This is a genomic window from Streptococcus gingivalis, from assembly GCF_035544715.1.
Taxonomy (GTDB): Bacteria; Bacillota; Bacilli; order Lactobacillales; family Streptococcaceae; genus Streptococcus; species Streptococcus gingivalis.
This window is the reverse complement of record NZ_JAYKTO010000001.1, coordinates 988289-1000096: the sequence shown is the minus strand read 5'-3', so window position 1 is coordinate 1000096 and position 11808 is coordinate 988289. Positions and strand designations below refer to the sequence as shown.

The window sequence follows — 11808 nt, the reverse complement described above, 5'->3', positions numbered from 1 at the left end:
GAATAAGGAGTATTCAATGTCAAAAAAACTAACCTTTCACTGCGTTAGTGGCAGATACCTCCTTACAGTCGGACTGCCCCAAGCTCAGGCACCCTGGTGCCTGAGCTAGACGCAGTACTAACTCGTCTTGCTTCGTAAAATCGACGAGGCAGACTCATGTCGCAAGAATTTATAAAAAGGAGAAGAAGATGTCAAAAAAACTAACCTTCCAAGAAATTATTTTGACTTTGCAACAATACTGGAATGACCAGGGTTGTATGCTGATGCAGGCTTATGATAACGAGAAGGGTGCGGGAACCATGAGTCCTTATACCTTCCTCCGTGCCATCGGTCCTGAGCCATGGAACGCGGCTTATGTGGAGCCATCACGTCGTCCTGCGGACGGTCGTTACGGGGAAAACCCAAACCGTCTTTACCAACACCACCAATTCCAAGTGGTCATGAAACCATCGCCTTCCAATATCCAAGAACTCTACCTAGAGTCATTGGAAAAATTGGGGATCAATCCTTTGGAACACGATATTCGTTTCGTTGAAGATAACTGGGAAAACCCATCAACTGGATCAGCTGGTCTAGGTTGGGAAGTTTGGCTTGACGGTATGGAAATCACTCAGTTCACCTACTTCCAACAAGTTGGTGGATTGGCAACTGGTCCGGTAACTTCTGAGGTCACTTACGGATTGGAGCGTTTAGCTTCTTATATCCAAGAAGTCGATTCTGTTTACGATATTGAGTGGGCTCCAGGCGTTAAATACGGAGAAATCTTCCTTCAACCAGAATATGAACACTCAAAATACAGCTTTGAAGTTTCTGACCAAGATATGCTTCTTGAAAACTTCGAAAAATTTGAAAAAGAAGCAGGACGTGCTTTGGGATTGGGCCTTGTTCACCCAGCCTATGACTACGTTTTGAAATGTTCACATACCTTCAATTTGCTAGATGCTCGTGGAGCAGTATCCGTTACAGAACGTGCCGGCTACATTGCCCGCATCCGTAACTTGGCTCGTGTCGTAGCCAAAACTTTCGTCGCAGAACGTAAAAAACTTGGTTACCCACTTCTCGACGAAGCCACACGCGCCAAACTCCTAGCAGAAGAGGAAGAATAACGAGAGCGTATTAGATGGGATTGGCTGATCGAGCAATCCTACAGAACCAATTGCCACAGTGATAAAGGTATCGTTAGAGAAACTAACGATACCAGGCAAAATTGGAGACCTTAGGCTCCAATTTTAGCAATGAAACGACGAAGTCGGTTGCTTGCGTGCCAATCACATAAGGCAAACTGGAAAAAAGATATTTTTCGGAGAAAAAACATGACAAAAAACTTATTAGTAGAACTTGGACTTGAAGAGTTGCCAGCCTACGTTGTCACACCAAGTGAAAAACAACTCGGTGAGAAAATGGCAGCCTTCTTGGATGACAACCGACTTTCATACGAAAGCATTCAAACCTTCTCAACACCACGCCGTTTGGCTATCCGTGTGATTGGTTTAGCAGATCAACAATCTGATTTGACCGAAGATTTTAAAGGACCTTCTAAGAAAATCGCCTTGGATGCAGATGGAAACTTCTCAAAAGCGGCTCAAGGATTCGTCCGTGGGAAAGGCTTGACGGTTGATGATATCGAATTCCGTGAAGTCAAGGGTGAAGAGTACGTTTATGTTACGAAGCACGAAGCTGGAAAACCAGCTAAAGAAGTCTTGGCTGGCCTTCCAGAGGTGCTTGCTTCATTGACCTTCCCTGTTAGCATGCACTGGGCTAACAACAGCTTTGAATACATTCGCCCAGTTCACACCTTGATCGTTCTTTTGGGCGACGAAGCACTCGACCTTGATTTCTTGGATATCCAATCAGGTCGTGTGAGTCGTGGCCACCGTTTCCTTGGACATGAAGTAGAAATTACCAATGCGGATTCGTATGAAGAAGACCTTCGCACGGTTTACGTGATTGCGGATAGCAAAGAACGTGAAAACATGATTCGTGAGCAAATTAAGGCTATCGAAGCAGAACAAGGTGTTCAAGTTCAAATCGAAGAAGGACTTTTGAACGAAGTCTTGAACTTGGTCGAATATCCAACTGCCTTTATGGGAAGTTTTGACACTAAATATTTGGATGTTCCAGAAGAAGTTTTGGTGACCTCAATGGAAACGCACCAACGTTACTTTGTTGTACGTGACCTTGATGGTCAGCTCAAACCAAACTTCATCTCCGTCCGTAATGGGAACGCTGAGCACTTGGAAAATGTTATCCGAGGAAATGAAAAAGTCTTGGTGGCACGTCTTGAAGATGGTGAATTTTTCTGGCGTGAAGACCAAAAACTTAAGATTGAAGACCTCGTTGCTAAATTGGCGAACGTGACCTTCCATGAAAAAATTGGTTCTCTTTCAGAACACATGGCGCGTGCGGGTGTTATTGCAGCGTCACTAGCTGAGCAAGCTGGTTTGACTGCAGAAGAAACGGCAGCCGTCGCTCGTGCAGCTGAAATCTACAAATTTGACCTCTTGACGGGTATGGTCGGTGAGTTTGATGAATTGCAAGGAATCATGGGTGAAAAATACGCCCTTCTCGCTGGTGAAGATGCTGCGGTTGCGAGAGCTATCCGTGAGCACTACCTTCCTGATTCAGCAGACGGAGCCCTTCCAGAGACTAAGGTTGGTGCCATTCTTGCCCTTGCAGATAAATTGGATACCCTTCTTTCCTTCTTCTCAGTTGGCTTGATTCCATCAGGTTCCAATGACCCTTATGCACTTCGTCGTGCAACACAAGGGATTGTTCGTATCTTGGATGCCTTTGGTTGGCACATCCCTATGGATGAGTTGATTGACAGCCTTTACGGACTTTCATTTGATAGCCTTTCCTATGACAATCAAGCAGAAGTGCTCAACTTCATCAAGGCGCGTGTGGACAAGATGATGGGACGCACACCAAAAGATATCAAAGACGCTGTTCTTGCTGGTTCAAACTTTGTCGTGGCTGATATGCTGGAAGCAGCTGAAGCTCTTTCAGAAGCTGCGAAGACCGATGGTTACAAGGCAGCTGTTGAATCCCTCTCACGTGCTTTCAACTTGGCAGAAAAAGCAGATGCTTCAGTAGCAGTCGACGCTAGTCTCTTTGAAAATGATCAAGAAAAAGCCCTTGCTAAAGCGATTGAAGAGCTTGAATTGACCGGTTCAGCTAGCGACAAATTGGCTCAACTCTTTGCTCTGAGCCCAGTCATTGATGCTTTCTTTGACAATACCATGGTGATGGCAGAAGATGAGGCTGTTAAAAACAACCGTTTGGCCCTTCTTGCAGGTCTTGTAGCGAAAGCTAATGCTGTTGCAGCCTTCAACCAATTGAACACAAAATAAGTACCTGATGACAGGTAGAAAGTAGGTTTTATTATGACACCTGAAAAAATCGCTCGGATCAATGAGCTTGCTAAAAAGAAAAAAACAGAAGGTTTGACTCCTGAAGAAGCAGTGGAACAAGCAAAACTTCGTGAAGAATACATTGAAGGTTATCGTCGTTCGGTTCGTCACCACATCGAAGGGATCAAAATTGTGGATGAAGAAGGTAACGATGTAACACCTGAGAAACTACGCCAAGTGCAACGTGAAAAAGGTTTGCATGGCCGTAGCCTCGATGACCCTAATTCATAAGCAAAAGAGTGCTGGAAGAGACTCCAGCACTCTTTTTAATCTATAAAATTCAGAATATTCTGGACTGGATTGACCAATTTTTAAAAACATGGTATAGTAGATTGTATGAAAATTTGAAGTATACTTTTCTGAAAATGTACAGAAAAAGAATGGGAGTAATTATATGTCAAAAAAACATCATCCTGGTGAAGAAACCGAAAATGGGATGGTTCGTGGTCTGCAAAATCGGCATGTTCAGCTGATCGCTATTGCAGGAACCATCGGGACAGGACTCTTTCTTGGAGCCGGTCGTTCCCTTTCTTTGACAGGGCCCTCTATTATTTTAGTCTATATGCTGACTGGCGCCTTCATGTACTTGATGATGCGGGCAATCGGAGAAATGCTCTATATGGACCCTGATCAACACACCTTTATCAACTTTATCACCAAGTATATAGGAAAAGGTTGGGGTTATTTTTCAGGATGGTCCTATTGGGTCTCCTTGGTATTTTTGGGAATGGCAGAGATCACCGCTGTTTCCAACTATGTCCAGCTTTGGTTTCCAAATTGGCCAGCCTGGCAGATTCAAATTATCTTTTTAGCGCTCTTAAGTTGTGTAAACTTGATCGCTGTGAAGGTTTTTGGAGAGGTTGAATTCTGGTTTGGAATGATCAAGATTGTCACTATTTTAGCTTTGATCGCAACAGGGATCTTTATGGTGACGACGAATTTTGAAACACCAGCTGGACACGCTAGCTTAACCAATATTACCAGTGGTTTTCAAATGTTTCCAAATGGTTGGGTCAAGTTTGTCATGGCCTTCCAAATGGTCTTCTTTGCTTATCAAGCGATCGAGTTTGTCGGAATTACTACTTCTGAAACCGCTAATCCCCGCCAAGTATTGCCAAAAGCCATTAAAGAAATTCCAATCCGAATTGTAATCTTTTATGTAGGAGCTTTGTTGGCGATTATGGCTATTTTCCCTTGGCAACAGCTTCCCGTCAATAAGTCACCGTTTGTAACGGTCTTTCAGATGGTAGGAATCAAGTGGGCAGCAGGATTGATTAATTTTGTTGTACTGACAGCTGCTGCATCTTCCTTGAATTCCACCCTCTATTCAACAGGGCGTCACTTGTACCAGATTGCAAAAGAAACACCAAACAGTAAAGTGATGAATCGTTTGAAACTGAATAGCTTATCTCGTATGGGGATTCCAAGTCGCGCGATTATTTTTTCTGCGATTGTGGTTGCTGTTTCTGCCTTTATCAATGTCTTGCCAGGTGTCTCAGATGCCTTTGCCTTGATTACGGCATCTTCTTCTGGTGTCTACATTGCTATTTACATTTTGACCATGCTTGCCCATCTTAAGTACCGTAAATCGAAAGAATTTATGCCAGATGGTTTTGTCATGCCAGCCTATAAAGTGTTGAATCCATTGACCATTGTTTTCTTCCTCTTTGTATTCGTTTGTCTCTTCTTGCAAGAATCAACTTACATTGGAGCGATTGGAGCAACTATCTGGATCATTCTTTTTGGGATTTACAGCAATTGGAAACATAATAAATAAACCGCAAAACTCACCCGTAGGTGAGTTTTTATTTCTGAGCTAGTTTGCTTTTTTTAAGAAATTTCTTGGAGTGATTAAAAGAAAAACAGAGATGGAAGAAATTATTTTTCTTCCATCTCTGTTTTTTGTCCTTGAATGGCTTTTTTGAACCACCAAAGTGAGCCGACTAGGATCAGGGCAGCAAGCCAAAAAATCCAAGCCTCAATAGTGGTTAGAAAAAAGTAGAGAGCGATAGCATCGACCAATAAAAGTGGGATGAGAATCTGTTTTCTTATTTTCATAAGAATATTGTATCATAAATCCTAGAGGAAACAAGTGAAATCAAGCCTTTCTAGGTATTTTGTAGGATCCGAAAAGGTCCGATAGGATTAGTTAGTGAATTTTCTTTCAGGAGTGCATCTTGGTCCCATTTGTGGTAAAATAGTAAAGATATGAGTAAAGAATTTCATCATGTAACGGTTTTGCTTCATGAAACGATCGATATGCTGGATGTTAAGCCAGATGGGATCTATGTAGACGCCACATTGGGTGGGGCAGGCCACAGCGAATATTTGTTAACAAAATTAAATGAATCGGGCCATCTTTATGCCTTTGACCAAGATCAGCATGCAATTGAGAATGCTAAGATTCGATTGGCACCTTTCATTGAGAAAGGCATGGTGACCTTCATTAAGGATAACTTTCGTCATTTGAAGGAACGTCTAAACGAATTGGGTGTGACTGAAATTGATGGAATCTGTTATGACCTAGGTGTCTCTAGTCCTCAGTTAGATGAACGGGAACGCGGATTTTCTTACAAGAAAGATGCGCCGTTAGACATGCGGATGAATCAAGAAGCTTCCTTGACAGCCTATGAGGTTGTAAATAGCTACGATTACCATGATCTAGTCCGTATTTTTTTCAAATATGGAGAGGACAAATTTTCCAAGCAAATTGCGCGGAAAATTGAGCAAGCACGAGCAATTAAACCGATTGAAACGACGACTGAATTAGCAGAGATTATTAAATCTGCTAAACCAGCTAAGGAGCTCAAGAAAAAGGGCCATCCTGCTAAACAGATTTTCCAAGCCATTCGTATCGAAGTCAATGATGAACTGGGAGCTGCAGATGAATCGATTCAGCAAGCCATGGATTTGTTGGCCCTCGATGGTCGTATTTCTGTGATTACCTTTCATTCGTTAGAGGATCGATTGACCAAACAATTGTTTAAAGAAGCTTCGACGGTTGAGGTTCCAAAGGGACTTCCCTTTATTCCAGATGATTTGAAACCAAAGATGGAGTTGGTCAACCGGAAACCTATTTTACCAAGTGAAGAAGAGCTTGAGGATAATAATCGATCCCATTCAGCAAAACTACGGGTTGCTCGAAAAATACACAAGTAAGAGGAATTGATATGGCAGCAAGAGATGAGAGAACAAGAACACAGCTACTGCAAGACCGCTTTCGCCGTTTCTCTAGAGTAGAAAAGGCTTTTTATGGGTCGATTGTCCTAACAGCTGTTATTTTAGCCATTAGTATCGTCTTTATGCAGACACGGATTTTACAAGTTCAGAGTGAATTGACTGATTTGAATACGGAACTAGAAGCCAAAAAGACGGAATTAGCAGATGTTCGTCAAGAGGTCAATGAATTAACACGTTATGACCGCTTATCACAGTTGGCTAGCTCCCAAGGAATGAAGCTGCAAAAAGAAAATCGAAAAACAGTGAGTGCAAGTAGTGATGAATAAATTCAAAAAATTTTTGATCGGGTATTCGATAAAGAAACGTCGCTTGCCGGATCAGAATCGAAAACAAGTTGGGAAAAATCTTAGTGTACTGGCGATTTTCCTCTTTTTTCTCTTTCTGATTAATTTTGCAATGATCATTGGGACTGACAAAAAATTTGGTGTAACCTTATCGGATCAAGCCAAAAAAGTCCATGAGCAGACGGTCATTGTTCCTGCAAAACGTGGAACGATCTACGACCGAAATGGAGCAGTAATTGCTGAAGATGCTACGACCTATAACGTTTATGCTATTATTGATAAAAAGTACAAATCAGCAACTGGGAAAATCCTCTATGTAGAAGAGAGCCAATTTAAAAAAGTAGCAGAAATCTTTAAGCAGTACTTAGGGATGGATGAGGATTACGTCATTCAACAGTTGTCGCAAAAGAAATTGAAACAGGTTTCTTTTGGCTCGAACGGAAACGGCATAACTTATAGTAATATGACAGCCATCCGTGAGGCCATGGAAGCGGCGAAGATTGAAGGGGTTGCCTTTACAACCAGTCCAAATCGAAGCTATAAAAATGGAGTTTTTGCTTCTCAATTTATAGGTCAGGCCTCTCTTCAAGAAGATAAAGAGGGGAATAAAACTCTGAAGGGGCAATCAGGGATGGAGAAATCCCTCGATCGTATTCTCGCTGGTCAAAATGGGGTTATCACCTATGACAAAGACCGAAACGGCAATATCGTTCCTGGTTCAGATAAGGTTTCTGTCAAAACAGAAGATGGAAAAGATGTCTATACGACCATTTCAGCAGAATTACAAACCTACCTTGAGACGCGAATGGATGTTTTCCAAGAAAAAGTAAAAGGAAAGTATGTTAGTGCGACTCTTGTGAGTGCAAAAACTGGAGAAATCCTGGCTACAACGCAACGTCCATCCTATAATGCGGATACCAAACAAGGGTTGGATCTGAAAAACTTGAAAACCTGGAATACCATCCTTTATCAAGATCAATATGAACCGGGTTCAACGATGAAGGTCATGTTATTAGCTTCGGCGATTGATCATGGAACCTTCCCAGCCTATAATGAGGGATACTACAATAACGAACTACAAGTAAAAGATGCGACCATCCGTGACTGGGATGTCAATATGGGACTGTCAGAAGGTCGCTATATGAATATTGCCCAAGGTTTTGCCTATTCAAGTAACATTGGGATGACCAAGCTTGAACAGAAGATGGGCAATAATGTCTGGATGAATTACCTCACACTCTTTAAGTTCGGACTTCCTACACGTTTTGGAATGGGGGACGAAAGTTTTGGAGGCCTACCAGGTGATAACTATGTCACTCAAGCCATGTCTTCCTTCGGTCAAGGGATTTCGGTGACCCAAACGCAGATGTTACGTGCATTTTCTGCCATTGCAAATGATGGGGAAATGTTGGAGCCGAAGTTTATTAGTGCCATTTACGATAAGAAATCAGACACAGCCCGCAAATCAAAAAAAGAAGTTGTTGGAAAACCAGTTTCAGGATCAGCTGCGCAACAGACTCGAAATTATATGATCACGGTCGGAACAGATCCAGAGTATGGGACTTTGTACAGTGATGGACCTATCATTCAGGTACCCGGTCAAAACGTTGCAGTGAAATCAGGGACTGCCCAAATGGCGACAGATCAAGGATACTTGCAAGGAGAAAATGATTATATCAACTCGGTTGTAGCCATGACACCTGCAGAAGACCCTGAATTCATCATGTATGTGACGGTCCAACAACCAGAAGTGAAATTCTCAGCTACTAGCTGGGAAGAGCTGGTCAATCCTATTTTGGAAGATGCAGTTGCTTTAAAAGACGAATTGCACTTAACATCAGAGGCACCAACTTTGGATGATGTGACTAAAGAAACGACTTACAAAATCCCTTCAGTGGAAACTCTCTCTAAAGAGTTGAATCTGAAGCAAAATCTAAGCCCAGGTGCTTATTCAGAGGAATTGCGTCGCAATTTGGTGCAACCAATTGTACTAGGGACCGGGAAAAATATCCGCAAGATGTCTGTGGATGTGGGTTCTAAAGTCAAAGCCAATCAACAAGTATTGTTATTGACAGAAGACTTTGATGTTGTTCCAGATATGTATGGTTGGACTAAGAAAAATGCAGACATCTTTGGAGAATGGACTGGAATTGAAATTACCTATAAAGGTAGTGGAAAGAAAGTAACCAAACAAAGTGTCAAAATGAACACCTCACTCAATAAAACCAAAAAGATTACGTTAACATTAGGAGACTAAGATGTATATTGCTACGATCCTTGTATCGTTTCTATTAACAGTGGCTGCTATTCCAGCCTTTATTCGATTTTACCATCGTGCTCATATTTCTGGGCAACAAATGCATGAAGATGTGAAACAACACAAAGCGAAAGCTGGCACTCCAACAATGGGTGGAGTGGTGTTTCTCATTACAGCAGTTCTAGTCAGTTTTGTCGTTACCGTATTGACTGGAAATTTCACGCGCCCCGTTCAACTGATTCTATTTATCTTGATTCTATATGGAATTGTTGGATTTTTAGATGACTTTTTAAAAGTTTTTCGTAAGATTAATGAAGGGCTCAATCCAAAGCAAAAATTAGCTCTTCAACTCGTTGGTGGAATCATCTTCTATATTTTTTCTGAACGCCACGGTGCAGGAAGCCTTTTGAATGTCTTTGGTTACGATCTTTACTTGGGCCATTTCTATATTCTCTTTGCTTTGTTTTGGTTGGTTGGTTTTTCAAATGCTGTCAATTTGACAGATGGGATTGATGGATTAGCCAGCATTTCCGTTGCCATTAGCCTGAGTGCCTATTCCTTTATTGCCTATATGCAAGGAAAATGGGATATTCTCTTTGTCACCTTAAGTATGATTGGGGCCTTGCTTGGATTCTTTGTCTTCAACCACAAGCCGGCTAAAATCTTTATGGGAGATGTTGGTAGTCTAGCTCTTGGTGGGATGCTTGCAGCCTTGTCAATGGCGCTGCATGTCGAGTGGACGCTGCTCTTGATTGGTCTGGTCTATGTCATTGAAACAGGTTCAGTGATGCTACAAGTGACCTATTTCAAATGGACCAAGAAACGCTACGGAGAAGGACGTCGGATTTTCCGAATGACTCCTTTCCACCATCATTTAGAACTGGGTGGCCTTTCTGGTAATGGGCAAAACTGGTCAGAATGGAAAGTGGATGCCTTTATGTGGACCATTGCCTTGGTAACAAGTGTCATCACTCTTGTTCTTCTCTACTTATAAAAAAGACGGTGGGCTTGTCCATCGTCTTTTTGCTGACTCAGAGAGACTTTGTTGGTTAGGAAAAATGACTCATAAGAGAGGCACGAAGTCAGCTTTTCTGATATAATAATAGAGATCATGAAAGGAACTGAGAAAATGAAATTTACAGAGTTTAATTTTAAGCCTTATATTCAAGAGGCACTGAAAGAAATCAATTTTAGAGAAGCAACCGAAGTACAGGAAAAACTAATTCCGATTGTCTTAGCTGGGAATGATTTGGTTGGGGAATCTAAGACAGGATCTGGAAAAACCCATACATTCCTCTTGCCGATTTTTCAAACGTTAAATGAAGACAACGATCATGTTGAAGCGGTGATTACGGCTCCTAGTCGGGAGTTAGCAACGCAAATTTACCAAGCTGCTCGTCAAATCGCTAGTCATTCTGAAAAAGAAATTCGGATTGCCAATTATGTTGGAGGAACGGATAAAAGTCGTCAGATTGAAAAATTGCAGGTCAAACAACCGCATATCGTGATTGGAACTCCAGGACGGATCTATGATCTGGTTGCATCTGGAGATCTGGCCATCCATAAGGCCCATACCTTTGTGGTGGATGAGGCGGATATGACACTGGATATGGGATTTTTGTCTACCGTGGATAAGATTGCTTCAAGACTTCCGCAACAACTGCAATTTTTAGTCTTTTCGGCTACGATTCCACAAAAATTGCAGCCTTTCTTGAAAAAATATCTCTTCAATCCAGTCATGGAGCAAATTAAGACCAAGACGGTGATTTCAGATACCATCGATAATTGGCTGGTTTCTACCAAGGGGCGGGATAAAAATGAGCAAGTTTTCCAATTGACCAAGACCTTGCAACCTTATTTGGCCATGATTTTCGTCAATACAAAAACGAGAGCAGATGATCTTCATGCCTATTTAGTGGCTCAGGGCCTAAAAGTGGCGAAGATTCACGGAGATATCCCACCACGTGAACGGAAACGGATCATGAATCAGGTTAAAAACCTTGACTTTGAGTATATTGTGGCCACAGATTTAGCAGCGCGTGGAATTGATATCGAAGGGGTGAGTCATGTCATTAACGATGCCATTCCTCAAGATCTTTCTTTCTTTGTTCACCGAGTCGGTCGGACAGGACGCAATGGTCTACCAGGTGTAGCCATTACCCTTTATCAACCGAGTGATGATTCAGATATCCGTGAACTAGAAAAAATGGGGATTCGTTTCGTACCGAAAGTGTTGAAAAATGGGGTTATTGAAGATACTTATGATCGGGACAGACGGGCGAATCGTGAGAAAAAGCAAGAGAAACTCGACATCGAAATGATCGGTCTGGTGAAGAAGAAAAAGAAAAAAATCAAACCAGGTTACAAGAAAAAAATCAAATGGGCAGTTGATGAAAAGCGGAGAAAAGCTAAGCGAGCTGAAAACCGAGCGCGTGGTCGGGCGGAAAGAAAGGCCAAACGCCAAACTTTCTAATCCCTGGTTTCAAATGTTCAGAGCAAAACATAAATTTTCTTTATGAACTCCATAAAGAAAAACTATTAGGAACTTGTCTAAAATTATGATAGACTAAATTTGAGTAGTCTATCATTTTTCTATTTCTGTAGCAATTTTTGGGAT

The 11808-nt window shown here is 41.9% G+C and carries 10 protein-coding genes; 9 read left to right on the top strand and 1 reads right to left on the bottom strand.

The window, feature by feature from the left end:
- Positions 1–188 precede the first annotated feature (188 nt).
- The 4 genes from glyQ to SM122_RS04930 all read left to right on the top strand — a co-directional run bounded on the left by glyQ (position 189) and on the right by SM122_RS04930 (position 5187).
- Positions 189–1106, top strand: coding sequence for a glycine--tRNA ligase subunit alpha (gene glyQ / locus SM122_RS04945; protein ID WP_049474374.1), 918 nt, complete (start codon positions 189–191; stop codon positions 1104–1106).
- Between the two features lie 207 nt (positions 1107–1313).
- Positions 1314–3350: a glycine--tRNA ligase subunit beta gene (glyS, locus tag SM122_RS04940; RefSeq protein ID WP_324737847.1), complete on the top strand. Its 2037-nt coding sequence runs from the start codon at positions 1314–1316 to the stop codon at positions 3348–3350.
- Between the two features lie 33 nt (positions 3351–3383).
- Positions 3384–3641, top strand: a complete 258-nt coding sequence (locus tag SM122_RS04935; protein WP_003012632.1) for a DUF896 family protein — start codon at positions 3384–3386, stop codon at positions 3639–3641.
- Positions 3642–3804: 163 nt separating this feature from the next.
- Complete coding sequence (locus tag SM122_RS04930; protein WP_155170508.1) at positions 3805–5187, top strand: amino acid permease; 1383 nt, start codon at positions 3805–3807, stop codon at positions 5185–5187.
- 101 nt (positions 5188–5288) lie between these two features.
- On the opposite strand, the gene SM122_RS04925 is transcribed toward SM122_RS04930, so the two are convergent.
- Entirely contained in the window at positions 5289–5468 is a 180-nt protein-coding gene (locus tag SM122_RS04925) for a hypothetical protein (protein ID WP_042759811.1), read from the bottom strand.
- 150 nt (positions 5469–5618) lie between these two features.
- On the opposite strand from SM122_RS04925, the gene rsmH reads away from it, so the two are divergent.
- The 5 genes from rsmH (at position 5619) to SM122_RS04900 (ending at position 11664) form a co-directional block, all read left to right on the top strand.
- On the top strand, positions 5619–6569 hold the full coding sequence (gene rsmH / locus SM122_RS04920; protein ID WP_049490974.1) for a 16S rRNA (cytosine(1402)-N(4))-methyltransferase RsmH: 951 nt from the start codon (positions 5619–5621) through the stop codon (positions 6567–6569).
- 11 nt (positions 6570–6580) lie between these two features.
- A complete protein-coding gene (gene ftsL, locus SM122_RS04915; RefSeq protein ID WP_003014937.1) occupies positions 6581–6916 on the top strand; it encodes a cell division protein FtsL in 336 nt (111 codons plus the stop codon).
- Positions 6909–9191 carry a penicillin-binding protein PBP2X gene (gene pbp2x / locus SM122_RS04910; protein ID WP_324737846.1) on the top strand — a complete coding sequence of 761 codons (2283 nt, stop codon included), beginning with the start codon at positions 6909–6911 and terminating at the stop codon, positions 9189–9191. The genes ftsL and pbp2x overlap by 8 nt, the downstream gene beginning before the upstream one ends.
- Before the next feature lies 1 nt (position 9192).
- On the top strand, positions 9193–10185 hold the full coding sequence (gene mraY, locus SM122_RS04905; RefSeq protein WP_155170504.1) for a phospho-N-acetylmuramoyl-pentapeptide-transferase: 993 nt from the start codon (positions 9193–9195) through the stop codon (positions 10183–10185).
- Positions 10186–10320: 135 nt separating this feature from the next.
- A complete protein-coding gene (locus SM122_RS04900) occupies positions 10321–11664 on the top strand; it encodes a DEAD/DEAH box helicase (RefSeq protein ID WP_155170502.1) in 1344 nt (447 codons plus the stop codon).
- The last annotated feature ends 144 nt before the right edge of the window (positions 11665–11808 follow it).

Bases quoted from the DNA above. Each gene is read 5' to 3' on its own strand.
- SM122_RS04935 (WP_003012632.1), top strand. From the start codon at position 3,384: ATGACACCTGAAAAAATCGCTCGGATCAATGAGCTTGCTAAAAAGAAA.
- glyS (WP_324737847.1), top strand. From the start codon at position 1,314: ATGACAAAAAACTTATTAGTAGAACTTGGACTTGAAGAGTTGCCAGCC.
- ftsL (WP_003014937.1), top strand. From the start codon at position 6,581: ATGGCAGCAAGAGATGAGAGAACAAGAACACAGCTACTGCAAGACCGC.
- mraY (WP_155170504.1), top strand. From the start codon at position 9,193: ATGTATATTGCTACGATCCTTGTATCGTTTCTATTAACAGTGGCTGCT.
- glyQ (WP_049474374.1), top strand. From the start codon at position 189: ATGTCAAAAAAACTAACCTTCCAAGAAATTATTTTGACTTTGCAACAA.
- SM122_RS04930 (WP_155170508.1), top strand. From the start codon at position 3,805: ATGTCAAAAAAACATCATCCTGGTGAAGAAACCGAAAATGGGATGGTT.
- SM122_RS04900 (WP_155170502.1), top strand. From the start codon at position 10,321: ATGAAATTTACAGAGTTTAATTTTAAGCCTTATATTCAAGAGGCACTG.
- pbp2x (WP_324737846.1), top strand. From the start codon at position 6,909: ATGAATAAATTCAAAAAATTTTTGATCGGGTATTCGATAAAGAAACGT.
- rsmH (WP_049490974.1), top strand. From the start codon at position 5,619: ATGAGTAAAGAATTTCATCATGTAACGGTTTTGCTTCATGAAACGATC.
- SM122_RS04925 (WP_042759811.1), bottom strand. From the start codon at position 5,468: ATGAAAATAAGAAAACAGATTCTCATCCCACTTTTATTGGTCGATGCT.